Consider the following 25,691-nt stretch of genomic DNA (forward strand, 5'->3'; position numbering starts at 1 on the left):
CGTGGAGATCATCCGGCTGAGTTCAGCGGGGGATGATAGGCCATCTCAGGAGATCAGATCCGGGCCGAATCTTCGCAGGTCAGACCCCGTATTCAGATCATGAACAGGGCGGGGGTCGCCTCGTCGGCCTCGGGCTGCGGTTCGTCGACGTCGAACGCGAGCTGCTGGGACGGCACGGGGATGTCGACGACGGCCAGTGAGCCGGGGCAGGAGACCAGGGAGCCGTCCAGGTCGCGGCGGGCGCCTGGGGCATCGTGGCGCCAGATACGGCCCTTACTGAGGCTGCCGGAGACAGGGCCGGCGGCGATCGAACGCCCACAGCTCTGGCACTCCACACGCGGAAGCTTCACGGCACCCAGTGTGGCCGTTCCCAGCCGCTTACGTACAGCCAGCCCGGTCACGGGGCGCACCGGCCAATTCGCCGCGAACGGTGATCAGTTCTTGAGAGAGTGGTGCCCTACGAATCGGATCGAGCGAGACGGAGCAGCTCACCGTGATCATTCTGGACGCGAACATCCTCAAGGGGATATCACTTCGGGGTCCCGTTGCCGACTTGCTCCGGACAATCCGAGCATCCGGGGCTGAGCGAGTAGTTGCTCCATGGATCGCCATGGAGGAGCTCGCCGCCCAACAGGCCGTGGCCTACGAGGTCAAGTACGCGGCTGCCGTAGATGCTATGGAGGCACTGAGGAAGGCCACCCCCTGGAGCAGTCCGAGGGGCCCGCGAGAACTCGAACTGGATCGCGTCCGTGAGTATTGGCGCGAGCAGTACGCCCAGATCGCGGACATCCTTCAAACCAGTCCCCAGGTCTATGAGCAGGCCATGTTCCGCGAGGCGAACCTCATCGCGCCCTGCAAGACGGTCAACAGCGGTAAGCACAAGACCGGAGCCCGTGACGCAGCAATCTGGCTGACCGCCATCGAGTACGCCAAGGCGCATCCTTCCGAGAAGGTCTACTTCATCAGCAACAACACCGCCGACTTCGGCGACGGAAGCGAATTCCCGCCTGCCATGGCGAAAGACCTCGACGGGTTGGAGGACCGCTTCGCGCTCTACACCTCCGTTGACGGGGTCGTCGAGGAAATCGCCACCGAAGTGGAGGTCTCGGAAGAGGAGGTGAGGAGCCTTCTGAAAGCGCAGGAAGGGCGGTCCTCTCTCGCCAAGCAGGCTCGTAGATCACGCCCCTTCACGGCCACGGTCATCCTCAACGGCGCAAACGAGCCGTCACAGCGGCGGGTGGACCTCTGGATAAACACGCCGGCAGCAGTGCTCAGCACGGTGGGCGAGATCAGCGGGTACGAGATCGACGGGCACAAGTGGTGCACGGCCACGGCACGCTGGCTGCTTTCTGGACGTCGCCGCGGGGTCGGCCGAGATATCGACGGCGCAAGGACGTACGCAGCGTGGACAACGCGGGTCCTCCTGAGTACTACCGCTCCCGAGAAGGGGGTCACCGTCCTGCGGGCGCGGCCACCCGTCCCGCTCACCGACGAGGAGACGGCCAGCATCCCGAAGGACGAGCCGTTGCTCCTCGAAGACGCGGCGAAGTTGGCCAATCAAGCCAGTCGGATCGGGCATCTCCTCGCGGCCACGCAGATCGACCCGGAGATCTTTCGCCGGGTCGCCATCCAACTCTCTTCGCCGCCGACCAATCAGGAAGCCCTTCGCTGGCTCGCTGAGTCGCTCCAGCCACCGGACGCCGATCTGAGTCGCATTGAGGAGTTGCTGCGGTCGCAGCTGAGTTACGGAGAAACCGAAACCCTGCGCCAGGCAGGTATCGAACTGCTGAGTCGGCTGCGGGAACGAGAGCTCGACCAACCGGATGACGAGTAGCGCCCCCGGCCGCTCACCCGGTATGCCGCGCCGCCGGGGGCTCGGCGGTCAGACAATGCCCCAGACCGTCATCAGCCGACAAGCCACGGAGTCGCTGTCATGAGCACCGCACCGGCCCCCGCACCCATCCTGCCGCCGTGGCAGCGTTGCGGCCATGGCGCGGACCCCGCCACCGATCTCATCGGCTGCCCCGACACCCTTGTTCCCAGCCACACTGCGTGCCTGGCCCACCTGAACGACACCGACCGCGACGCCTACCTCACCGGTCTGACCCCCGGCGCCGACATCGACCACTGCGGCACTCCCTTCACCGAACTCCTCCTCCAAGCCCTCCTCCAAGCCCTCGACGACCCCATCACCGGAAGACCCCACCTCGGCACTGCCCTATTCATCGGAGCGCAGTTCTCCGGCATCGCCTGGTTCAACGAGGCACAGTTCTCCGGCAAAGCCAGGTTCGACAGGGCACACTTCTCCGACGCCACGTTCGCCAAGGCGCAGTTCTCCGGCGACGCCACGTTCGATGAGGTGCAGTTCTCCGGCGAGGCCGACTTTGTCGAGGCGCGGTTCTCTCGCGGCGCCCTGTTCGGCAACGCGAAGTTCTCCAGAGAGGCCTGGTTCAACGCGGCGCAGTTTTCCGGCGCCACCGGGTTCGACGGGGTGCAGTTCTCCGGCAGCGCCCTGTTCGACAGGGCCCAGTTCTCCGGCAACGCCCGGTTCGGCGAGGCGCAGTTCTCCGGCGACGCCGAGTTCAACGGTTCTCGGTTCGCGGTGACGTCGCAGTTTGGGCCGGTGGCGTGTGCGGGGGCGGTGGATGTGTCCGGTGCGGTGTTCGAGGTGCCAGTGACGCTGGAGATCGCAGCGCGTGAGGTGCGCTGCGAGAGGACTCGCTGGGAGTCGACGGCGACCTTGCGCCTGCGCTACGCGACCGTGGACCTCAGCCACGCCGTACTGTCGTGCCCCGTGGCGGTGACCACCCACCCCGCCCCCTTCACCGCTACCACCGGTGCGATGCTGCAGGAGAGCCTGCTGACCGGCCACACGTACAGGGTGCGGGTGGTCTCGGTGCGGGGGGTGGACGCCGCGCACCTGGTCCTGATGGACACAGACCTGAGCGACTGTCTTTTCTCCGGTGCTTTCCATCTCGACCAGTTCCGCCTGGAAGGCCGTTGCACGTTCGCCCCCGCCCCCACCGGCCTTCACCGCCGCCACCTCATATGGCCCTACCGGTGGACCCGTCGGCGCACCCTGGCCGAGGAGCACCACTGGCGGGCGCAGACGGCCGGCCAACCCGCCCTTGCGCCGGGTCAGACCCCCTCTCCACGGGACTGGCGCACCGGTCCGCACCACCCCGACCCCGACCTCACCCCCGACCCGGAGGACGTGGCCACGCTTTACCGGCAGCTGCGCAAGGCGTTCGAGGACGGCAAGAACGAACCCGGAGCCTCTGACTTCTACTACGGCGAGATGGAGATGCGCCGCCACGACCGGACCGACACCCCGCCCGGCGAGCGGGCCCTGCTCCGGGGGTACTGGCTGCTCTCCGGTTACGGCTTGCGCGCCTCCCGAGCCCTCGGCTGGCTGGTCGCAGCCGTGGCGGCCACCATCGTGCTCATGATGGGCCTCGGCCTCCCCGACTCCTCACCCCAGCAGGTCGCCACGGGTGCCGTCCCCGCCGGCGGCGGGAAGGTGACGCTGGTCGTCGACAAAGAGGACCCGCGGCTGACGTTGCCCGTCGCTGACCGGTTCACCGTCGATCGCTTCGACAAGTCCATGCAAGTGGTACTGAACTCCGTCGCGTTCCGCACCAGCGGCCAGGACCTCACCACCTGGGGCACCTACACGGAGATGGTCAGCCGCTTCACGGAACCCGCCCTGCTCGCCCTGGCCGTCCTCGCCATGCGCAGCCGCATCAAACGCTGATACCCAGAACACCCACCGTCCCGGCATTTCCGCTCCGCCACTCTCCGAGCCCCGATCACTTCGCGATCCTCCGCCCGTACGCGCCCGCCGCTGCTGACGGCTGACGGCCGCCGGGGACAGGTGCCTGCGGCAGCGGTGCGTGGACGATGACACCCTTGTTCGCCTCGGGGATCAGGCCGTACGTGAGGATGCACGACGCGTCGATACGGCCGGGGCTGTCCGGGGCGGTCGACATCCACGTCGACCACTCCCGTTCCAGGTCGACGAACAGACCGCGCAACCGCACCCGGTCCTCCACCATCTGCTGTGCCACCGGCTCCGCGCGCGCAGCAACTTCCCTTGCTTGGCGGTCACGAGGTCGATGGCAGGCATCAGGACGCTCTCCCGGATCTCCCCGTCACGCTGGAGGGTTTCCCACGAGGTCCGGATCGCGAGCGAGCACGTGTCGCGCCCATAGTTCGCCTCGACGTAGATGATCGCCGCGTTCGTCTCGTACGCGAGCCGACAAGCCGCGGTAGACCAGTAGGCCGCCACCGCCGCTGAGCGCCGTGGCGAGGCGAGGAGTCGCCGGGTACCGGCCCGGACACCAGCAGCGCCTGCCACCTCAATGCGAGGCGCCGGCCACGCAGCCGATACGCGGCCAGATAACGGGCGTGTGGTGCAGATGCACGGTAAACAGAACGATCACTGACGGAATACACGCACACGCGAGGCTTTTGCCAGCAAATCTACGTCAGTCACACCCCCATTAGCACGTGCGACTTCCAGGGCGGAAAAAGGCCAACGTGATACGCGACACTATTGACCAGCACGCTTGATCAACACATGATCCTCACAGCTTGTTTGTAATGAAAAATTAAAGGGCGGGTGGGGGCGTGTTTACGCAGAAACGGCGGCACAGCCGGCGTCAGGTGGCGCGGAGTTGGGCGGTAGCCGTCACACTCCTAGCGAGTGCGGTTCCGGTAGTCGGGGCCGGGGCGACTCCGGCACTCGCCAATGACGGGGCGGCCTCGGTAGCGGCTGACAGGACTCTGGAGTCGAAGGCGAGCGCACTCGCGGCGGAGACCGGTGAGCGGGTGGCCGTGGACGCGGCGACCACCGAGTCATCCCAGATCTTCGCCAACCCGGACGGCACCTTCACACAGGAGATGAACGCGGCTCCGGTCCGTGCCCGGAAGGCCGACGGCGCCTGGGCCCCCATCGACACCACCCTCATGCGCGAGGCCGACGGCTCCGCGCGGGCGAAGAATACGACGGCCGGTCTCACCTTCTCGGGCGGCGGGAGTGGGGACGGACTGGTCACGCTGGAGGACAAGGGGCACAAGCTGCAGCTCGGCTGGCCCACCGCGCTCCCCGAGCCCCAACTCGACGGCGCCACAGCCACCTACGCCGGGGTCCTCCCGGATGTCGATCTGAAACTGACTGCACTGAGCTCCGGCTACACCTCGGTGCTCGTGGTCAAGACTGCGGAGGCGGCGGAGAACCCGGCACTCGCGACGATCAAGATGACCGTCTCCGGCAGCGGCCTGGACATCGTCCCGACGGCCGACGGCGGTTTCGTTGCATGCGACGGCGACGGCACCCCGGTCTTCGAGACCCCGGCGGGGCGGATGTGGGACTCGGCCGGTGACACCCCCGCCACTGTCACCACGCAATCCGCCCGCACTGCTTCTTCAGCAGCGGCGGAGGACGAGGGTGCGCCGGAGGCGACGGACGCGGTGCCGCTGCCAGCCGCCGGGGGCGAGCCGGCCCCTTCGGAGGGCCCCGGCAGCGGTGACGCTTCGGCCGAGGTCCCGCTCAAGGTCACCGACGCCACGCTGGAGATCACGCCCGATCCGGCCCTGTTGCACGGCCAGGACACCGTCTTCCCGCTGTACATCGACCCGCCGACCAAGGGCATCGCGCTGGGCGACTGGACGGCGCTCTCCTCGGACGGTGACAAGTTCTGGGAGTTCGACGGGGACAAGGGCGTGGGGCGCTGCTCCAACTACGCCGGCTACCTCTGCTCGAGCAGCCCGTACACCCAGCGCATGTACTTCGAGTACCCGCTCTCGTCGATCCACGGCAAGAAGGTCCTGGACGTGACGATGGAGGTGTACCAGGAGTGGACGTTCACCTGCGATCCGCACTGGTACGACCTGAGCCGCGTGGACAAGGGCATCTCCTCCAGCACCACTTGGTCGTCCCGCCCCACCGCGGTGGACCTGATGGGCGATCGGAGCGTGGCCTATGGGCGGGGCGCTCTGTGCAGCCCGTCGCAGCCGGCGGACTGGGTGCGCTTCAGCGACAACGTGGATGAGGAGACGAACGAGAACCTGACGACGACCCTCGCGTCCTATGCCGCGAACAAGGAGTCGCAGATCACCTTCTCGCTGACCGCGCACGACGAGTCCGACGCGGCCTCCTGGGCGCGGTTCCGCAACGACGCGAAGCTGTCGGTGACTTACGTCTCCTACCCGGACAAGCCGACCTCGTACGGTGTCCAGCAGGGCACGACCGGGCGGGCCTGCAACGCCTCCTCGCTGTCGTTCGCCACCAGTGATACCACGCCGAAGATGTTGGCCACGGTGCAGTCGGCCGACGGCTCCAGCTCCCAGCTGCGCGCCATGTTCGAGGTGTGGAAGGCGGACGGCTCCAGCCGCGCCTGGTACGCGGCCTCGCCGGACGACGCCTGGGTGGCCGACAACGCCCCCCGCAACGCGACCTCCAGCACGCTGACGGCCCAGACGGACTACCGGATGCGGGTCAAGACGCAGGCGTACTACAAGACGGACCGGGGCGCGACCGGTGTCCTGGACTCGGACTGGTCTTCCTGGTGCTACTTCCGGGTCGACACCGATTCGCCGCCGCCCCCGGTGGTGACCAGCACCGACGGCCTCTACAAGCCGGCCGAGACCGATCCGGCCGCGGGCGGGGTGGGCACGCCGGGCAAGTTCACCTTCACCCCCGCGGACACCAACTCCACCACGGCCGGCATCCAGTCGGACGTCGTCAGCTACAAGTGGAAGCTGAACAGCGGCGCGCTCTCCGCCCCGATCACCGTCGCCAAGGGCACGGCCACCACCCAGACGATCACGCCGAACCAAGCCGGTGAGAACACCATTCAGGTCTGGGGCTTCGACGCCGCCGGGCACAGCTCGCTCACCGGCTACTACAGCTTCCTGGTGCAGGGCGCCGAGAAGCCCTCGGGGATCTGGCACCTGGACAACGCCCTCACCGACTCCACCACCAGCACCCAGCACCCGCTGACCTCCTCGGGGGCCACCTGGGACACCCTGGCCCGTAGCGGCTCCGGCGCGGCGAAGTTCAACGGCACGACCGCCTACCTCTCCACCCCGGGTGCGGTACTGGACACCACCAAGTCCTTCACCGTCTCGGCCTGGGCGCGTCTGACGAAGAAGGACGTCAACTACACCGTCCTGTCCCAGGCGGGAACGAACGCCTCCGGGTTCCAGCTGTACTACTCCAGCTCCTTCAACGCCTGGATCTTCAACCGCCACCAGACGGATGTCGTCGACCCCGTGATCATCCGCTCGCTCGGCACCAAGCCTCCGGTCCTGAATGCCTGGACCCATCTGACGGGCGTCTACGACGCGGCAGGGCAGACCCTCCAGCTCTACGTCAACGGCGTCCCGCAAGGCAATCCGGTGCCGTTCACAGCCACCCCGTGGAAGGCGTCGGGCGGCCTCCAGGTCGGACGGCTGTGGTTCACCGCGACCGGCAAGGAGAACTTCGCCGGAACCATTGACGAGGTAAAGGTCTGGTCCCGCGCGCTCGCGGACACCGAGGTCACCCACGACGCCTGGCTGGAGGACGAGGACATCAGCGACGGCACCGCCGGCGACCCGGTCCCGACGCTCGTCGCCAAGTGGGACGCCACGGACATGGTCAACGCGACCGGCACCACGGTGAAGGACACCAGCGGCTTCGCCCGGAATCTGACGCTCAACGGGGCCGTGCTCACCCAGTTCACCACCGGCGACCCGGATATCGGCGAAGAGGTCAAGCCCGGGCAGACGATGACCCTGAACGGCACCAGCGCGTATGCGACTGCCACTGGCCCGGTCGTCGATGACTCCGGTTCGTTCACCGCGACCGCTTGGGTGACTCTGGACCCCGCCAAGTTCGCCGACACCAGCAAGTCGTACGCGGTGCAGGTGTTCGGCCAGTCGGGGACGAGCCAGTCCTCCTGGGGTGTCTGGTACGAGCAGCCGGCCGGCAGCACCCAGGGGCGGTGGACGTTCGGCCGTCCCGACAAGGACGGCACCGGGGCGGTCTGGACCGAGAGCGAGTCCACCGCGTTCACCACGGCCCAGCTGGGCGTCCCGGTCATGCTGTCGGTCGTCTATGACGCCCAGTCGGCAGCCGACCCTGACGACACATCCAAGCTCGGCGCGCTGAAGCTCTACGTCGACAGCGCCCTGATGGGCGACGAGGACGGCGTGCCGTACTCGGCCCCCTGGCAGGGCGGCGGAGTGTTCGAGATCGGCCGAGCGAAGATCAACGGCGCTGCCGCGCGCTACTTCCCCGGGACGATCGACAACGTCCGCGTCTGGGCCGGAGCCACCTCCACCGACACGATCGCCAACCGGCGCAACACCGAGCAGTAGCAAAAGCGAGCGGGACAGGGCGGGGCTCCTTGCCCGTCCTGTCCCGCTCTGCTCGAAACACACGCTGCGCGTCTCTGCGGACGCGCCGTCGAGATCCGGCGTACTCGGGCGTCGCCGCCCGAGCGCCTCCTGCCCATATCCGAGAACCGGGAAATCACCGTGTCTTCATCACCCTTCCGCACACGCTTGCCAGGGGCGGTCATACGCCGCTGGCTCGGCCGTGGCGCGCTCGTCATCTCCCTCTCCCTCCTGCCCCAAGTCGTGGTCCCCTCGGCCTATGACTTCGCCGCCCAGGCCCAGTCCCTTTCAGCCCGCAAGCAGCTGGAGGACCGGCCCGACGCGAAAATCGACAAGGTGGGCGTGCTCAAGCCCAGCACGTCCAAGGCCCCGAAGGACAAGGCCGCCCCCGCCTCCCGCGAGACCCGTGAGCGGCTGAAGAAAGCCGCATGGCCGAAGGCCGGGAAGGCCACCGCCGAGGTCGAGGCGACCGGCAAGGCCCCGGTCACCGTCGGCGGGCTCGCCGTGGAGCTGGCCCAGGAACCCGCAGCCCCGGCACCCAAACTGGCGAAGAGTAAGACGAAGGCGAACGCCACCGGTCCGGCCGACGAGGTGGCGCTCAGCGTCCACTCCCAGTCGGCCGCGAAGAAGGCGGGCGTCAACGGCGTCCTGCTCACCGTCGACCCGGCGGAAACCGCATCCGGAGACTCCGCCCGCGACACCGACAAGCTCCGGATCTCCCTGGACTACTCCACCTTCAACGACGTCTACGGCGGCAACTTCGGCCCCCGCCTGCACCTGGTGGCACTTCCGGCGTGTGCGCTGACCACCCCGGAGAAGAAGTCCTGCCGCACCCAGACCCCGGTGGCGGACGCGGACAACGACGCAGAGTCCCAGACCCTGACGGGCACTGTCTCCGCCCGCACCCTCGCAGCCGGCGCCCCGGTGCTGCTGGCAGCGGCGGCGGACAGTTCGGGCGGCGGAGGCGACTACGCCTCCACCCCGCTGTCCCCGACCGCGACCTGGGAGGCCGGTGGCAGTACGGGTGACTTCACCTGGAACTACCCGCTGCGGGTTCCCCCGGCAACGGCCGGCCCGTCCCCGAACCTGTCCATCTCCTACAATTCGGCCTCGGTGGACGGCCGCACGGCCGGGGAGAATAATCAGACCTCGGTGGTCGGCGAGGGCTTCTCGATCACCGAGTCCTACATTGAGCGCAAGTACGGATCCTGCAAGGACGACGGCCAGTCCGGCAAGGGCGACTTGTGCTGGAAGTACGCCAACGCCACCCTGGTCCTCAACGGCAAGGCCGTCGAACTGGTCAACACCTGCGCCGACAAGGCGGCCTGCGACACCGCGGCCCTCTCGCAGGCGTCCGGCGGTTCGTGGAAGCTGAAGAACGAGGACGGCACCCGCGTCGAGCACCTGACTGGCGCCACCGGTAACGGCGACGACAACACCGAGTACTGGAAGGTCACGGACGCGTCCGGCACCCAGTACTTCTTCGGTAAGCACCGGATGCCCGGCTGGAGCGACAAGGGCACTACCGCCACTACCGACGACGACCCCGTCACCAACTCCGTGTGGACCGTGCCGGTCTTCGGCGACGACTCCGGAGAGCCCTGCTACAAGTCCACCGGATTCGCCGACTCCTCCTGCAACCAGGCATGGCGCTGGAACCTGGACTACGTCGTGGACACCCACGACAACGCCTCCACCTACTGGTACAGCAAGGAGACGAACTACTACTCCAAGAACGCCGACACCACTGTCAACGGCACCGGTTACACCCGCGGCGGCTACCTCGACCGCATCGACTACGGCCTGCGCAGCGAATGGATCTACTCCAAGCCCGCCGCGCAGCAGGTCAGTTTCACCTACGCCGAGCGCTGCGTCACCTCGGGTGGCTGCGCCAGTCTGACGGCGACCACCAAGGCCAACTGGCCTGACGTGCCGTTTGACATGATCTGCGCGTCGGGCACCAAGTGCACCACCCAGATCGGCCCGGCCTTCTTCACCCGCAAGCGCCTCACCGACATCACCACCTCGGTGTGGACCGGCATTGGCACTACCCGCCGGGACGTGGACACCTGGCACCTGGACCAAGACTTCCCCGACACTGGTGACGCCTCCTCGGCGAGCCTGTGGCTGAAGTCCATCCAGAACACCGGTAAGGCCAACACCACTGCGGCCGCCATGCCGCCGGTCGTCTTCGGCGGCATTCAGCTGTCCAACCACGTCGAGGGCAGCGGTCCGGACACCCTGCGCTACATCAAGTGGCGCGTGCGCACCATTAAGTCCGAGACCGGCTCCACCCTCACCGTCAACTACTCTGACCCCGACTGCATCTGGGGCACCAGCATGCCGGCGGACATCGACAAGAACACCCGTCGCTGCTTCCCCGTCAAGTGGTCCCAGTCCGGGGCCACCCCGGTCATCGACTGGTTCCACAAGTACGTGGTCACCTCCGTCTTCCAGGACGACCCCTACGGCCACGGCGACACCGGTGAGAAGTACTACGACTACCAGGGCGGCGCCGGCTGGGCGTACTCCGACGACGAGGGCCTGACCAAGACCTCCAACCGCACTTGGTCGCAGTGGCGCGGCTACGGCAAGGTTGTGGAGACCTCCGGCGACTCCGAGGGCCCGCGCAGTAAGAAGCTGATGCTCTACATGCGCGGCCTGAACGGTGAGAAGGAACTCGACGGCAGCGCACGCGTGGAAAAGGTCACCGACTCCACCGGCACCGCGATCGACGACTCCCGCCAGTACACCGGGTTCGTCCGCGAGACCATCGCCTACAACGGCACCGAAGAAGTCAGCGGCACCATCAACAACCCCTGGTCGCACAAGACCGGCAGCCACACCTACAGCTGGGGCACCACCGACTCCTGGATCGTCCAGGCCGACGAGACCACCACCCGCGCCAAGACCTCCACCGGCACCCGCACGGTCAAGCAGAAGACCACGTACGACACCACGTACGGCATGCCGATCACCGTGGAGGACACCGGCGACATCGCTATAACCGGCGACGAGTCGTGCGTGCGGACCACCTACGCGCGCAACACCTCCGCCTGGCTGGTCAACGCGGTCTCGCGCACCGAGACATACTCGGTTTCCTGCGCAACCACCCCGGTGATCCCCGACGACGTCGTCTCCGACATCACCACGGCCTACGACGGCCAGGCGGTCGGGGGCGCGCCCACCAAGGGCGAACTCACCGCCTCCTACCGGGTCGCGAGCTACGGCGAGCTCGATAAGAAGCCCGTCTACCAGCAGGTCTCCAGCTCTACCTACGACAAGCTGGGCCGCCCGCTCACTGCGACCAACGCCGTCAACAGCACGGTCAGGACCACTTACGTCCCCGACGACACCGGCTACGGCCCGCTGACGTCCAAGACCACCACCGACCCCAAGCTCTACACCTCCACCACCGAGGTGGACCCGGCTTGGGGCACGGCCACCAAGTCCACCGACGCCAACCTCAATCTCACCGAGTGGTCCTTCGACGCGCTCGGCCGCCTGCGGTCGGTCTGGAAGCCGGACCGCTCCCACGCGCTCGGCGACGCCGCCAGCATCGTCTATGCGTACAGCATTAACAACGACAAGGAGACCTGGGTCCGCACCGACGCCCTCAAGGCCGACGGACAGACCTACAACAGCTCCTACGAGATCTTCGACGGCCTTCTACGGTCCCGCCAGACGCAGGTCCCCTCGCCGAACGGCGGCCGGGTGATCTCCGAAACCCTCTACGACGACCGCGGCCTGGCCTACATCACCAACGCGCAGGTCCACGACAACAACGCGCCCTCGGGCACCCTGGCCAACACCTATCCCGGCTCCGTCCCCGCCTCCACCGAGACGGTCTTCGACGCCGCCGGCCGCGCCACCGAATCGATCTTCCGGGTCTATGACCAGGAGAGGTGGCTCACCAAGACCGACGAGCAGGCCGACCGCACCACCTTCACCGCCGCCGAGGGCGGCACCGGCGCCGTGACGATCGTCGACGCCCGAGGCCGGATCACCGAGCGCCGAGAGTATGGCGGCCCCGTCCCGACCGGCAGCGACTACACCCGCACCCTGTACGAGTACACCCCCGGCGGCCAGCTCAAGAAGATGACCGGTCCGGACGGGGCGGTCTGGACGTACGGCTACGACCTGCGCGGCCGCACGACCACCTCCACCGACCCCGACAAGGGCCGTATCGATACCACGTACAACGACGCCGACCAGCCACTGACCGTCGCCACGACCCTCAATGGCGTGTCCCGCACCCTGATCACCGACTACGACGAGCTCGGCCGCAATATCGGCACCTGGGACGGCGTGAAGGACAACGCCCACCAGCTGACCAAGTTCACCTACGATTCGCTGGCCAAGGGAAAGCCGACAGCCTCGATCCGCTACGTCGGCGGCACCACCGGAAAGATCTACTCCCAGGTCGTCACCGGGTACGACGCGCTCGGCCGCCCCAAGGGCACCAAGACCGTCATCGCCGCCACCGACTCCCTGGTCGCCGTCGCCGGTGCACCGCAGACGTTCACCACTACCGCCGTCTACAACATCGACGGCACCGTCCAGTCGACCTCGCTGCCTGCGGTGGGCGGACTTCCCGCCGAGACCGTGGAAAACAGTTACAACGGCCTCGGCATGCTCACCGGCACCGACGGCATGACTGACTACGTCCAGAACATCGGCTACTCACCGTACGGCGAGATCGAGGAGACCCGCCTGGGCACCTCCACCGGTGCCAAGCAGCTCCAGATATTCAACCGCTACGAGGACGGCACCCGCCGGCTGGCCAACACCCACACCGTCGACCAGACCAACACCGGCAACACCAGCGACTCCGACTACGTCTACGACACCTCTGGCAACGTCAAGTCGATCGCCGACAACGCCAACGGCAAGGACACCCAGTGCTTCCTCTACGACGGCTACCGCCGTCTGACAGAGGCCTGGACCCCGTCCTCCAACAACTGCGACACCGCCCGCTCGGCATCCGCCCTCGGCGGACCGGCCCCGTACTGGACGAGCTGGAACTACAAGCCCGGCGGCCTGCGCGACACCCAGACCGAACACAAGGCCACCGGTGACACCAAAACCGACTACGGCTACCCCGCCGTCAACGCCAACGGCACCGGCCAGCCCCACACCCTGACCTCCTTCACCGTCAACGGCGGCACCGCCAAGACCTACACCTACGACGATCAGGGCAACACCACCAAGCGCTACGGCCCCACCGGCACCGCGCAGAGCCTGATCTGGGACATCGAAGGAGAACTCACCCGCCTCACCGAAGGCACCAAGACCACCGACTACCTCTACGACGCCAACGGCGAACTTCTGATCCGCCGCGGCCCCGTCAAGACCGTTCTCTACCTGGGCAGTCAGGAACTCCACTACGACACGGCCGCCAAGAAGTTCACCGCCCAGCGCCACTACCCGGCCGGCGACGCCACCGCCGTCCGCACCGAGACCGGCCTGTCCTGGATGGTCGACGACCACCACGGCACCGCCTCGATGACGGTGGACGCCACCACCCAGGCCATAACCCGCCGCTACACCAAGCCCTTCGGCGAGAGCCGCGGAGCCGCACCGTCGACCTGGCCCGACGACAAGGGTTTCCTCGGCAAACCCGCCGACGCCGACACCGGACTCACCCACATAGGCGCCCGCGAGTACGACCCGGCCACCGGCCGCTTCCTCTCCGTCGACCCCGTCCTCGCGCCCGACGACCACGAGTCCCTCAACGGCTACGCCTACGCCAACAACACCCCCGTCACCAAGTCCGACCCCACCGGACTCCGCCCCGATGGCGCGTGCGGCGGTGCCTCGAGCTCCTGCAACGGTGGCACCGAGACCTGGACCAAGAGCAACGATGGTTGGGACTGGTCATACACGAAGACCTACACCCAGAAGTTTCAGTACACAAAGAGCGACGGCACCGTCGGAAGCGGCACCATGGCCACCACGGTCACCAAGACCGTCGGCGCGACCACAGCAAAGATCGTGTTCAAGAAGGGGCCCGACCCCAAGCCCAAGCGGAGTGACGGCCAATGCCACTCCTGCTGGGCCATGGGAACCAATCCCCAGTACAACCCGGCCGCCCACGACCTACCAGACACAGGGAAACTCTCAACCTTGCAGAAGGTTCTCCTGGGCGTCGTCACCGTCGTGGGGCTGGCTGTAGCCGTTGCGCCCGTTGCTGCAGTCTTCGCGGAGGGATGCCTGGCCACCCTCCCGGTGTGTGCTGCGGAGATCGCAGAAACGCTGAACGGCGGCGCGTCCGGCGGAAGCGCGCTAGTGGGGAGTGCAGCCGCTGCGGGTGGTGGCAGGGTGATCGCGGCCGGCACGAACCTTGCTAAGAGCCGCGGGACCCTCACTGCTGCGCAGCGGTTGCTCGCTTCCATCGGTGAGGAGGGTAAGACGGCCGGCGTTCTCGAGATCGACGGTACGCTTTACCCGTTGGTATCGGGGAAGTCGTCGTTGCCCAACTATGCGGCGAGCGGACACGTCGAAGGGCAAGCAGCTCTGATCATGCGAGGGCTCGGTGCAAAAAGCGGCAGGCTCCTGATTGACAACCCGAGCGGAATCTGTGGCTACTGTAAGTCGCAGGTAGCCACGCTGCTTCCCGAGAACGCGGTCCTGGAAGTCGGTACCCCGGCGGGAACGGTGATCCCCTCGTCGCGGTGGAGTGCAAGCAGGACATTTACTGGGAATGACCGGGCCCCCAAGCCGTGGCCTAGGTGACGGAGATATTTCGGAGGTTGAAAGATGAGTGTGGTCTGGTCGATGACGTCACCGGAATCTGGGGTGTTCCATCCAGGTGAGAGGCGCTCGGAACTGCGTGACCTGACGGACGAGTTCAATGAACTGCGCTCACACGGTCAGGGGTATTTGGAAGTTCGTTTGCCAGACAACGAATTTCCTCAATTGACCCTGGGCTTCCAAAGTGATCACGCCATCATCCATCTCTTCACTTCTGAAGAAAGCATGTCCCTTCTCTCTGGAGATGGCACCGTTTCATCGGAAGTGACAATTGACGTCCCAATCATGAGCGAAATGTCTACGTTCACGGGTGACTTCGTACTGAGTGTCGATCACGCGTGTGACGTTGTACGGAATTTCGTTCGAACAGGGGCGTTTGAGGAGCTGGGCGAGTGGTGCGAATTGTAGTGATGGTAGAGGCCTGGCGAGGGTAAAGGCTCACCCCTCGCGGAAAGTGCGGTAGTGAGGGTGCCGGCCATTAGTTAGGCTCCCACTACCACACTGAGAGGTGCGCACTGCACCCCAGACGTGGTCCCTGGTGCCCGGATTGACTTCGGGCGCCGGGGACCAATTTCTGTTTTCGTATTGCCCGCCACACACCGAAGCAATTGTGAAGGTGAACTGTGGGGGCTTATCCCGCGGAATGGTTCAGCATCACAGTCCAGGACATCCGGCCGGGGCCTGCTCAGCCTCGAAGACCTGCAGCAGCACGCTATTCGCAGTCACTTCCCGATCCTGCGCCTGTACGCGCCCGCCACCTGTGACGGCCCACGCCCGCCAGAGACCGGCGCCTGCGACAACGGGGCGTGGACGATGGCGCCCTTGTTCGCCTCTGGGATCAGGCCGTACGTGAGGATGCACGAGGCATCGATGCGGCCGGGGCTGTCCGGGTCGGTGGACATCCAGTGCGACCACTCGTGTTCAAGGTCGACGAACAGCCCGCGCAGCCGCACCCGGTCCTGAACCATCTGCTGGGCCACCGGCTCCGCGCGCAGCAACTTGCCCTGCTTGGCCTGCACAAGGTCGATCGCAGGCATCAGGACCTCCGGGGGGATGTCCCCGTCCCGCTGCAACGTCTCCCACGACGTACGGATCGCGAGCGAGCACATGTCCCGCCCGTAGTTCTGCTCGACGTAGATGATCGCCGCGTTCGTCTCGTACGCGAGACGGCAGGCCGCGGTAGACCAGTCCGCCGACGACATCGCGGCCGACACGTCGTGCGTGATCCATACGCGCTTGTCGTCGCCGAGGAAACCGCCGACGACGCCGGCGACGTCCCGGCCTCCGCCGGACGGGTCGACCGCAACGGCGATCTTCTGCGGCTCGACCTTGGTCGTCGAGTCCCGCAGCAGGCGTAGCAGTTCCTCCGAGACGAGCGCACCTTCGGCGGGCTGTGGGTCCCCCTGGGCGAGGCTGTGCCAGTCCCGCACGATCGACGTGCGTTTCATGTCCGCCCACCACGCCTTGAGCGCCTTCCGATCCCGGGTGGGGATCTTCGGGTGCGGCAGCGGGTCGCCAGGGGCGCGGCCGAGCGGGTCGTCGCCGAACTTGGCGTCGGCGACCGCGGGAAGGTGCACGACCTTCCACCGGCCGCCTTCCTCCAGCCGTCCTTCCTCGGTGAGCCGTCGCCCGGCGAAGTCGTCGGGGTGCCAACGGGTCTGGATACCGACCACGGCGTTCCGGTCCGGCTGGAGGCGCTTGAGGGCGGTGGACGAGTACCAGTCGTGCAACGCCCGGCGCGACGCCTCCGATTCGGCGTCAGCCCGGTCCTTGTGCGGGTCGTCGACGATCAGCACATTGAGCGGGTGGCCGGTAAGCCCTTTGCCTACGGAGACTGACCGGACGCCGCCACCACGGGTCAGTGACCAGTCCTGCATTGCCCCTGACCCGGCCTGCATGTGCAGGTCGTACTCGGCGCCGTACTCCTCCACGTAGCCACGGATCGTCTTGCCACGCCGGAGCGCCAGGTCGTCGCCATACGACGTGACCCCAATCCGGTCCATCGGGTACAGACACAGCCACCAGAACGGAAACCACTCCGCAACCGTGGTCGACTTCCCGACCTGCGGCGGCGTGTAAATGAGAAGCCGGTCGTAGTCGCCGCGCTGGACACCCGCCAGGGCCTCACCGATCACCCGCAGGTGCGGGCGCATCCGGTACGTGTGGTCCAGCCCGCGAGCGAGGACCACAGGGTCGCGCAGCAGGTCGCGGCTCATCGACTTCTTGGCCGCCTCCAACTGCTGGAGTACCCCGGCGTCGTCCAGGTGCCGCAGGTCATCGGCGGCCGGCTGTCCCGTCACCCTTCGTCGCCGCCATCGTCAACGTGGGGCCCGGGCTCGTCATCATCATTGGCATGAGGCGTGGGCTCGTCATCGTCGTCGTCGCTGCCGTCGACCGCACGGAGCCGCCGGTTCACCGACGCAGCAAGGTCGGCGAGGCGTACGCGCCGCTGCTCCTCGGGCATCTGGGCGAACTCGGCAAGCTGTACCGCAAGCGGGTTCCCGCCCTGGCCGGTGACCGCGATCGTCTCCGTGGGGTCGCCGAACAGGACGCGCCGGTGGCGCATGGCCACGTCCATCAGCCGGATGAAGTCGCCCGGCGACAGCTCAGCGGCGTTCAGCGTCCCGAGGCGCTGCGCCAGTTTGCCGATCGCTGCTCCAAGGATCTTCGAGTCAGTCTCGGCTGCCTTGCGGCGCTCCTCTACCCACGTCGCCTCGTACAGCCGGTCCAGGTGCCGGTCGTACGCCTCGACGCGCTCCCGCCACCGGAACTCGGCGGCGACGTTCCTCACGTGCCCCTGCGCGAGTGTCAGGCTCTCCGCAGCCTTGGCCAAGGTTCTGGCGCGGCCGAGGTCCCGGTACGTGGCGAATTGGCCGTGTTTGCGGGCTGACTCCTTGGGTTGGCGTTCCCAGGGGTCGAGTGCGGGGTCGAGTGTGATGGGGTCGTTGGTGGTCACGGGTGACCGTCCGCGCTGCTGCTGACGTAGTTCTCGCCGGACAGATACTCCTCTGCCAAGCGCTCAAGGAGACGCCATCCCTGCCCCTGCTCGATCTCCCCACGCCCCTCTGCTGCGGAGATGGCTTTGTTGATCGTGACGGCTGCTGGTGCTGGGAGTGAGCGGGCGCCGAGGACGGTCTCAAGCCCGACGGTGCCGGAGTGCAGGGGCGTGCCATCTGGGGACTGGTAGCCGGCCTGGAGGTCGGTGAGGTGGTTCTCGACGATGGTGAGGATGGCGTGGAGCGCGGTCGCGACGTTGCCGACCTTGTGGGCTGCGTGCGTGGAGGCGAGGGTGTCGAGGGTCTGTTCGTAGTCGGCGCGTGCGGCGAGCCATGAGGCGTTCTGCCCGAGGCGGGCCTGGTCGAAGGCTTCGCGGGCCGCTTCGAGCTCCAGGGGCAGGAACACGAGGCTCACGGTCGCGAAGTCGAGGTTGGCTTCCGACAGGCCTTCGGGGCTGACTTCGGCGAGGAGCTGAAGCTGGTCGTCGTCGAGGCCGGAGTAGGCCCGCCAGTCGACGTCTTCGATCTCGTCGTACAGCTGCTTGAGCGTCGCCGGGTCATCCTTGCCCGCGATGCTGTTGTGCGAGATCTGCCGGGCGATCAGCTGGTCTTTCTCCTGCGGATCGTCGATCAGCATCACGTCGATCTCGTCGAGACCGGCGTCCACGGCCGCGTCGGTGCGGTGGTTCCCGGAGAGGACGAGCTCGCGGCCTTCCTCGTACTCGCCGGCCCCGTAGACGAGGGGGACGCTGGTGAGGCAGCCGTCTGCGCGGACGTTCTCGACGAGGCGGTCGTACTCCTCCTTCGTCATGTAGCGGGCGTTGACGGGGAGGCGGGTGAGGAGCCGCGGGTCGCGGCGGACCAGGCGCGGCTTGAGGCGGGTGCTGCGGGTTGTGGCGGTCATCGCGCGTCCGATCCGTGCTTGGTCTTCCACAGGGTGAGGGCTTCTTGCAGGTCGTAGGAGCCGAGGGGGCCGCCGTACTGGAGCTGGTAGCGGTGGATCCCGTCACCGGCATCACCGGGCTCGGAGCGCTTCTGCAGCTTCACGCCGGGGATGCCCCGCCCGTACTTGGCGCTGTTGGGCCGGTCGGTGAACGCGGTGGTCGCCCAGCCGGTGATCCGCTTCGACAGGGACCGCTGGATCAGGAGCTGTGCCTCCTTCGTGGAGGCCGCCATCACGATCAGCTTGGCGAGGCGCCGGTACCGGGTCCAAGACACCGGGAAGTCCGACATCAGGTAGGCGGTGTTCGGGTCGAACTTCGGCGGCAGGTACGCGAACGCACCGATCAGCTTCCCGTCGACGGCAACACCACAGGCGATGAGCGGCGACCCCGGCTTGATCGTCTTCGACATGAACTGTGAGCGGACCGACGCGAACTGGCCGCCGGTCAGGATGTGCAGGCTCATCCGGTCGCCGAGTTCCTCGTCCTTGCCGATCTTCGGCATGGGGATCGTCTCGATGGGCTGCCGGGGGCGGACGATGCGCCGAGGCCCGTCCGCCGCGTACACGTAGATCGGCAGGCCGCGGTTCGCGGTCTGGACGACACCGGCCAACTGGTCCCGCAGCTCGGGGCGCTCGATGTGCAGGCCGAGGACCCAGTTCGGCCGGTCCTGCACCTGCTCGATGATGCGTTCCTTGCCGGTCTCGTCGAGCTCGCCGAACTCCGGCTCCGGCCAGGCAAAAGCCGAGTCGATCGGCGCGAACTGGCTGGTGTAGTCACCACTGTAGAAGGGCGGAAAAAGGACAACTGGGGCGTCGGCCGGGGCCTGGTCGAGGTAGTCGCGGACGTCGCCGGCGAAGAACGAGCCGAGCTTCGTCTCCAGGTTCCGCAGCTTGGTGGCGGTCTTCTCGTGCATGCGGGGCCACTGGTCCTGTGTGGCATCCATCATCCGCCGGTAGTAGACGGCTTCCTTCCCGACGTACTGGAGGAACCGGGTGCCGAGCATCAGGGTGGCGAGGAGGTCGGTGCGATCCTCCAGGTACGGGTGCAGCCAGCCGAGAGAGTCTTCGTACTCCTCGCGAAGCGTGTACTCCAGCGGTTCCCCGGCGAGGTACCAGCCGAGGGCGCACGAGTACGCGGTGATGTCGTTGCCGTGGATGCGCCGCTCCGCACCGAAGCGGGAGCTGAGGACCCGCTCGATGGTGAAGTTGCCGGAGCACCCGACGTAGATGTCTTTGCCGGGCCAGGTACCGGCGTGCTCGTAGATGATCGACCGAAGGGGCGCGGGGATCGAGCCGTGGAACATGGGCCGCTCCTGTGACGGTTCCGCTGAGGCGAGCGGCGATGGTAGCCGAACCGACGGGGCCGCTCTGGGGGCATCAGCGCAGGCCAGGGCGCACAGCGAAGCCCCCGACCGGCCGGGGCCGTTCGGGGGCTTCGTGGTTGAGCGCCAGCCTGGATTTGCACCAGGACCTCCCGCCCGGAAGGCAGGTGTGCTGCTGTTGCACTACTGACGCATGTGGTCGGCTGCACCGCTGCTCAGGACAGCCGCTCACGGAACGGAACGATACACCCACACAGAGCGACCTCTCGCTGCAAATGACAAGCAGCTCCACTGCTGTCGCAACTCGTGAGCATTAGGGCCGGAAGTGACGCTTGGCCACTGCCCGAACTGCTGTCGAATTGCTGCCCGTTATCAGGCTCTGTCATGACTTCTAGGGAGTGTGCACGATAAGCGACGAATGCCCGCAAGGGATGGGTCCACAGTGCTGACAAGGGAGATCGGCGCCAGGAGGCTCACCCGTCGGCTCCGTCGGGGCGGGTGGTTGTCGGCTCGATCGAACGTGACGAGATGATCGGCGTCGCCGCCCCGCCACTCGATGAGGAAGATGGTCGCGTGAGATGCCGCCGGGGCCCTGAGAGCAATAGCCCCGGCGGCGTTCATGTGGCTGAAGTGGCCCCGAAGCGATCCGAGGTCAGGTCCAGCTGTCGGGCCAGCCGTCGCGCACGAGGAACTTGTCCTCGGGGAGTTCCAGTCCACTGAGCACCTCGGGTGTGGCCCCGACGATCGCCCGCACGTATTCGACGTCGCCGGTGACGAGCGTCTTCTTGTTGCCCCACTCGTCGGTGACGAGGAGGAGGCCGTAGCCGTCGGGTACAGGGCTGAGGCCGGCGGCCCGGCAGAAGCGGCGGTAGCTCGTTAGGTCGCCGAGGTCGTCCGGGGTGGCGAACGCGATCCCTTGGGGCGTGAGCATGTCGTCATCCTCTCGCCTTGGTGGCTGTGGGGCGGGTCCTAGCCACCGTACTGCGGGCAGTACGGGAGTTCCTGCAGCTCGAAGCCCTGCCTAGTACAGAAGCGGAGTACCGCGGTTGCGGCTACCGCCCCGTGCAGCCGCGACTTCGGCGCCGTCGGGGCGGGTGGTTGTCGGCTCAATCGAACGTGGCGAGATGATCGGCGTCGCCGCCCCGCCACTCGATGAGGAAGATGGTCGCGTCGTCGCTGGTGACGTTGCCGCGTTCCTGTTTCAGGCAGTGGGAGAGTGCGCGCACCACCGGCCGCACCGCGGTGTGGTCACGGAGGATCCGGTTGGTGCACTCGATGAGTTGTTCCTCACCGAACTGTTCCCCGCCGGGCTGGTGCTCCTCGAACAGGCCGTCGGTGAAGCACAGCAACCGGTCCCCGGGTTCCAGGATCCGATCGCTCACTACCGGCTGCTCACCGCCGAAGCCGACCGGCAATGTGGTGGGGCTCTCCAGCCGGTCCACCACGGCACGGTCACGGATGAGCAGCGGTGCCGGGTGGCCGGCGTTGACCCACTGCAGCCGGCCCGTGGCGATGTTCAGACACATCATCTGCGCGGTGACGAAGTGGTCGGGGCCGAACTGCTCGTCGATGGCCTTGTCCATGCACGCGTACATCTGGGACAGACCGGTGTTGGCCCGTCGCGTGTGGCGATAGGCGCCGATGGCCACCGTGGCCATGGTCGCCGCGTCCAGGCCGTGGCCCATCGCGTCGATCATGGCCACATGAAGGATGTCGCCGTTGAGGGCGTAGTCGAAACTGTCGCCGGCCACGTCGTACGCGGGCTCGAGGATTCCGGCCACCTCAACCTGTGGAACGGTCATCGACAGCGGGGGCAGCAATGACCACTGGATCTCCGCGGCCACGCTCATCGGGGCGCGGCGTCGGGCTTGGAAGAACAGGTCGGTGTAGGCGTCCTTGGTGACGATCATGTCTGCGATCAGACCGGCGAGTCTGCGCAGCAACCGCCGGTCGTCGTCATCGGCGCTGTCCAGGGTGACGGCCATCGCGCCGATCTGGTCGCTGCCGTCCAGCAGCGGCAGATACATCCGCACGCTGCCGTCCTGCGGGACCTCCACCGCTTTGCGGCTCAGGAACGCCTCGCCGGCGGGGGAGTCCTCGACAGGTTGGGGGTCACCGACCGTCAGCCGACGGCCCGGCAGCGGTACCAGCAGCATTTGTTCGTAGTCCTGCAAGAGGATCGACAGGTCCCGGCCACCGACCCTGGCCACCTCTTCCGCAACGAGCGGGGCGATCAACTGCGGCGGCATCTCGTGAGCGCGGTCCAGCAGCACACCCAGCAACCGCTCACCAAACCCCTCCGACCGGTCCACCCCAGACTTGCTCCGGTCCCGCCCGCCTTCGGTCATCGCTGCCTGCATCCTTTTCGTTCCGCTGCCTCGGGGAACTCACCGGGTGGCTGTCCCGAGGCGCTCGCCAGGTGGCCTGGTGCTCGCCTTCAGTGGCCAAGCGCCGGTGCGAGGCAATGCCAGCCAGGATGGGGATGGCCTGCTCACAGCGCTCCGCCACAATCGGATCTATCGGGCAGTCAACGGCGATCCACTCGAAGAGCGCTCACGCGCCCCGTGCACACGGGGCTCCGCGCACGACAGTGATCACCCCCTACAGCCTGACACCGCCAATGGCCCCAACGTGCCGATTACCCCAAAGGCGGCATGTCGCACCGTTCAGCACAGTTGGCATGCATGGTCTCCTGCGCAAACAGGTCCTCCTCCCGCGACCGGCTTACCCGCGTGACCGATAACAGAAGTTGGGTCAGAACCCGTTCTCACGTACAAAACCAGCCGGTGGTGGTGAGGGCATGATCACAGGGACCTGTGGTCGGGGCTGTGGGCGTCTCATTGCGACTCTTGGGGGGCAGTGAGCTGGGGGCGGTGGACGGCTTGGACACGCTTGTGGGGCCGTGACTTGGTGCTGGTCACGGCCCCACGGGCGGGCAGGTGCCTACTGCTGCGGCAGTTCCAGGTCGTACGTGTCGTCGTGCGCGCCCGGGTTGTGCCACCCGGCCTGTTCGAGTGACTTCTCGTCCGCACCGAATTCCAAGGCATCGCGCATGAGGCCCTCGACTTCCTCCACGGTTGCGTCGTCCAGGCCGATCGGGCTGGCGGGCGCGTACCAGAGGGTCTTGCGGTCGCTGTCGAGGATGGCGCGCAGTCCGCCGTTGGTGACGTCGACGGTGAGGGCCGCAGCGGTGGGCAGGTGGGGCCGGATGAGGTGGGCGGCGTAGGCGGCAGCGGCGGCCAGGGCTGCCTGTCGGGTCTGCTTCGCCTGCATGTAGGCGTCCTCGAACATGGCGGAGAACGCGGCAGTCACCGGGTCGGTGGCCAGGCCGCCGCTCTCGTCGGTGTCCTCCGGAGGCGCCTCTACGGCCACCGGGGCCAGGCCGAGGATGTTCACGCGCCGTTCGGCGGTCTCGGCCGCGCGTTCGCGGCGGATCCGGGCGATCTCGTTGAACGCGAGGCCGACCGCTTCCCGCCGGGTGTCGGCCTCGGCCCACACCTTGCGGTGGCCGTTGACGTCCCGGACCTCCCAGCACTCGGCGGCGCTGGCGCGGGTGCGGTAGACGGCCATCTCCCAGTCGGTGACGTTCAGACTCGGCGGGACGTCGGTGGGGAAGTCGCCCGGGACGGTGAACAGGTAGCCGACCCGGCCGAAGGGCTGGTGTTCCGCGAACCGCTCGGGGCCGTACGCGTCAAGCTGGATCTGATCAGTGGTGACGCTCATGGTGGTGCCGTCCTTCTATCGCGTGCGGGTGATGGAGGGCAGATGCCGGGCGGGGCTTGCGCGAGCCCCGCCCGGCGCCCGCGGTCAGGCCGAGGCGGAGCAGGCCGGGCACAAGCCGGCCGGGGTGCACGGCTGGTGGGGAGCCACCGGGCCGGACTCGCAGTGGGCGCAGCCCTGGGGGTGGTGCCAGTGACCGGCGAGCACGGCCAGGGCCTCGTCGAGCGAGCCGACCCCGATGGCCCGGACGCCCGCGGTGGCCGCGTCGTCCACGGCGTCGTTGGGGACGAGGACGGTCGTCGTGCCACCATCAGCGATCGCGCGGACCGTGCCGGGCAGGCCGAACGGAACGCGCACCCCACCGTCGAGGCCGAGTTCGCCGACCATCGCGACTCCGGCCAGGCAGTCACTGGGGAGCTGTCCGGCTGCGGCGAGGACGGTGCAGGCGATGGCGAGGTCCAGGCCGCTGGTCCCAACACTGGTGGCGTCGTCGCCATCGGTCCCGATCGGGGCGATCTTCACGAGCACGTTGGACATCGGCCAGTCCAGGCCGCTGTTGATGACTCCGGCGCGTACGCGGTCGCGGGTCGAGGTGGTGCTCCTGACCGGCAGACCGTCCACGATGAACGTCGCGGTGCCGGGGACGCTGCTGGCGTTGACCTGGTATCCGGCGTCCCGGGTCGCCGACAGTGCGTGCGCCTTGCCGTACGGCTCGGGCTCGGTGGCCGGCTGGGGCTCGGGGTCCGCCTGGTAGCTCTCCAACTGACTGGCCGGGCTCAACGGGTAGTCGTCGAGGCCGGACTGCTCGCGCAGGGCCGAGAGCAGCTGGTCGACGGCCGCGCGGGCGCTGGTGGCGTGTTCCAGGTGGACCGAGCCGAACGCGTCGTGCGCGTCGATCTCGATTTCCTCGAGCGCCATCGCGCGCTTCGTGGCGTCGGCCGGGGCCGGGGCGACGTCCCACAGAAGGTAGCTGCCGCCTTGGTCCTGGCCGACGATGATGAACTCGCGGGTCTCGGTGGTCGTTTCGGTGCTCACGCGTTCCTCCAGTGATCTGAACGGGGGGTACGGTGGGCCTCGCGCGCCTGGTCGGGTTGTGAGGCCCTTCGGTGCTGGGCTGCGTCTGGCGGCCGGTGGGATTCCCATCGCTTACGCGCCCCACCGGCCGCCGCTAGCTAGCAGACCTTCGAGTACGTGCAGCTCTGCGTGCGGTAGTTGTTCCGCTTGCTCTTGCGCGTCCAGCGGAGCGTGATCTCGTCCCGGTCGGTCTGCTCGACCTCGTGCATGGCGACCTGCAGCTGGGTGCGGATCAGCTCCCGGACCGCGCTGCCGGGCATGACGTCCTCGCCGATCGAGTCGGGCTCGCCGGGCTGGGCGATGACGAGCAGCTGGTAGTACATGGCGTGGTCTTCGATCTCCAGCTGCGGCATTGCCGCGTCCACGTCTCCGTGGAGGACGTCCAGGTTGGTTCGCCGGATGGTGGCGCGCATGGTGACTCCCTTGGGGGGTGGCGGATGGTGAGTTGTTCTACAACCATCATTTCCAAAGTCGATTTGGGGTAACCCATTTTGGAAGATG

The 25,691-nt window shown here is 67.3% G+C and carries 16 protein-coding genes and 1 tRNA gene; 5 read left to right on the forward strand and 12 right to left on the reverse strand.

Annotation, left to right across the window (positions count from 1 at the left end; all coding sequences use genetic code 11):
- Window positions 1-92: 92 nt before the first annotated feature.
- A complete protein-coding gene (locus OG963_RS14265; protein ID WP_371799003.1) occupies window positions 93-350 on the reverse strand; it encodes a hypothetical protein in 258 nt (85 codons plus the stop codon).
- Window positions 351-493: 143 nt separating this feature from the next.
- Here OG963_RS14265 and OG963_RS14270 point away from each other — a divergent pair, with 143 nt between their 5' ends.
- Together OG963_RS14270 and OG963_RS14275 are read left to right on the forward strand one after the other, a co-directional pair.
- Window positions 494-1,834, forward strand: coding sequence for a PIN domain-containing protein (locus tag OG963_RS14270; RefSeq protein WP_371799004.1), 1,341 nt, complete (start codon window positions 494-496; stop codon window positions 1,832-1,834).
- Between the two features lie 99 nt (window positions 1,835-1,933).
- A complete protein-coding gene (locus OG963_RS14275) occupies window positions 1,934-3,754 on the forward strand; it encodes a pentapeptide repeat-containing protein (protein ID WP_371799005.1) in 1,821 nt (606 codons plus the stop codon).
- Window positions 3,755-3,809: 55 nt separating this feature from the next.
- On the opposite strand, the gene OG963_RS14280 is transcribed toward OG963_RS14275, so the two are convergent.
- Window positions 3,810-4,067: a hypothetical protein gene (locus tag OG963_RS14280; RefSeq protein WP_371799006.1), complete on the reverse strand. Its 258-nt coding sequence runs from the start codon at window positions 4,065-4,067 to the stop codon at window positions 3,810-3,812.
- Between the two features lie 763 nt (window positions 4,068-4,830).
- On the opposite strand from OG963_RS14280, the gene OG963_RS14285 reads away from it, so the two are divergent.
- The 3 genes from OG963_RS14285 (at window position 4,831) to OG963_RS14295 (ending at window position 15,543) form a co-directional block, all read left to right on the forward strand.
- Window positions 4,831-8,364, forward strand: coding sequence for a LamG-like jellyroll fold domain-containing protein (locus OG963_RS14285; protein ID WP_371800291.1), 3,534 nt, complete (start codon window positions 4,831-4,833; stop codon window positions 8,362-8,364).
- Between the two features lie 201 nt (window positions 8,365-8,565).
- Window positions 8,566-15,117, forward strand: coding sequence for an RHS repeat-associated core domain-containing protein (locus tag OG963_RS14290; RefSeq protein ID WP_371800292.1), 6,552 nt, complete (start codon window positions 8,566-8,568; stop codon window positions 15,115-15,117).
- A 24-nt stretch (window positions 15,118-15,141) separates the two neighbouring features.
- A complete protein-coding gene (locus OG963_RS14295) occupies window positions 15,142-15,543 on the forward strand; it encodes a hypothetical protein (RefSeq protein WP_371799007.1) in 402 nt (133 codons plus the stop codon).
- 314 nt (window positions 15,544-15,857) lie between these two features.
- On the opposite strand, the gene OG963_RS14300 is transcribed toward OG963_RS14295, so the two are convergent.
- The 10 genes from OG963_RS14300 to OG963_RS14345 all read right to left on the reverse strand — a co-directional run bounded on the left by OG963_RS14300 (window position 15,858) and on the right by OG963_RS14345 (window position 25,603).
- On the reverse strand, window positions 15,858-17,435 hold the full coding sequence (locus OG963_RS14300) for a hypothetical protein (RefSeq protein WP_371799008.1): 1,578 nt from the start codon (window positions 17,433-17,435) through the stop codon (window positions 15,858-15,860).
- Window positions 17,432-18,091: a hypothetical protein gene (locus OG963_RS14305; RefSeq protein WP_371799009.1), complete on the reverse strand. Its 660-nt coding sequence runs from the start codon at window positions 18,089-18,091 to the stop codon at window positions 17,432-17,434. Before OG963_RS14305 ends, OG963_RS14300 begins: the two co-directional genes overlap by 4 nt.
- A complete protein-coding gene (locus OG963_RS14310; RefSeq protein ID WP_371799010.1) occupies window positions 18,088-19,035 on the reverse strand; it encodes a ParB/Srx family N-terminal domain-containing protein in 948 nt (315 codons plus the stop codon). Before OG963_RS14310 ends, OG963_RS14305 begins: the two co-directional genes overlap by 4 nt.
- Window positions 19,032-20,378, reverse strand: coding sequence for a hypothetical protein (locus OG963_RS14315; RefSeq protein ID WP_371799011.1), 1,347 nt, complete (start codon window positions 20,376-20,378; stop codon window positions 19,032-19,034). The genes OG963_RS14310 and OG963_RS14315 overlap by 4 nt, the downstream gene beginning before the upstream one ends.
- Window positions 20,379-20,518: 140 nt before the next feature.
- Window positions 20,519-20,589: transfer RNA gene (locus OG963_RS14320), tRNA-Gly, on the reverse strand.
- Between the two features lie 459 nt (window positions 20,590-21,048).
- Complete coding sequence (locus tag OG963_RS14325) at window positions 21,049-21,327, reverse strand: hypothetical protein (RefSeq protein WP_371799012.1); 279 nt, start codon at window positions 21,325-21,327, stop codon at window positions 21,049-21,051.
- A 175-nt stretch (window positions 21,328-21,502) separates the two neighbouring features.
- Window positions 21,503-22,744 carry a PP2C family protein-serine/threonine phosphatase gene (locus tag OG963_RS14330; RefSeq protein ID WP_371799013.1) on the reverse strand — a complete coding sequence of 414 codons (1,242 nt, stop codon included), beginning with the start codon at window positions 22,742-22,744 and terminating at the stop codon, window positions 21,503-21,505.
- A gap of 595 nt (window positions 22,745-23,339) precedes the next feature.
- Window positions 23,340-24,119 carry a hypothetical protein gene (locus tag OG963_RS14335; protein ID WP_371799014.1) on the reverse strand — a complete coding sequence of 260 codons (780 nt, stop codon included), beginning with the start codon at window positions 24,117-24,119 and terminating at the stop codon, window positions 23,340-23,342.
- A gap of 84 nt (window positions 24,120-24,203) precedes the next feature.
- Window positions 24,204-25,151: a magnesium chelatase domain-containing protein gene (locus tag OG963_RS14340; protein WP_371799015.1), complete on the reverse strand. Its 948-nt coding sequence runs from the start codon at window positions 25,149-25,151 to the stop codon at window positions 24,204-24,206.
- 137 nt (window positions 25,152-25,288) lie between these two features.
- Entirely contained in the window at window positions 25,289-25,603 is a 315-nt protein-coding gene (locus OG963_RS14345; RefSeq protein ID WP_371799016.1) for a hypothetical protein, read from the reverse strand.
- Between the last annotated feature and the right edge of the window lie 88 nt (window positions 25,604-25,691).

It is taken from the genome of Streptomyces sp. NBC_01707 (assembly GCF_041438805.1).
Taxonomy (GTDB): Bacteria; Actinomycetota; Actinomycetes; order Streptomycetales; family Streptomycetaceae; genus Streptomyces.

Coding starts and splice junctions, on each gene's coding strand:
- OG963_RS14315 (WP_371799011.1), bottom strand. CDS start 20,378: ATGTTCCACGGCTCGATCCCCGCGCCCCTTCGGTCGATCATCTACGAG.
- OG963_RS14335 (WP_371799014.1), bottom strand. CDS start 24,119: ATGAGCGTCACCACTGATCAGATCCAGCTTGACGCGTACGGCCCCGAG.
- OG963_RS14330 (WP_371799013.1), bottom strand. CDS start 22,744: ATGACCGAAGGCGGGCGGGACCGGAGCAAGTCTGGGGTGGACCGGTCG.
- OG963_RS14345 (WP_371799016.1), bottom strand. CDS start 25,603: ATGCGCGCCACCATCCGGCGAACCAACCTGGACGTCCTCCACGGAGAC.
- OG963_RS14295 (WP_371799007.1), top strand. CDS start 15,142: ATGAGTGTGGTCTGGTCGATGACGTCACCGGAATCTGGGGTGTTCCAT.
- OG963_RS14310 (WP_371799010.1), bottom strand. CDS start 19,035: ATGACCGCCACAACCCGCAGCACCCGCCTCAAGCCGCGCCTGGTCCGC.
- OG963_RS14275 (WP_371799005.1), top strand. CDS start 1,934: ATGAGCACCGCACCGGCCCCCGCACCCATCCTGCCGCCGTGGCAGCGT.
- OG963_RS14325 (WP_371799012.1), bottom strand. CDS start 21,327: ATGCTCACGCCCCAAGGGATCGCGTTCGCCACCCCGGACGACCTCGGC.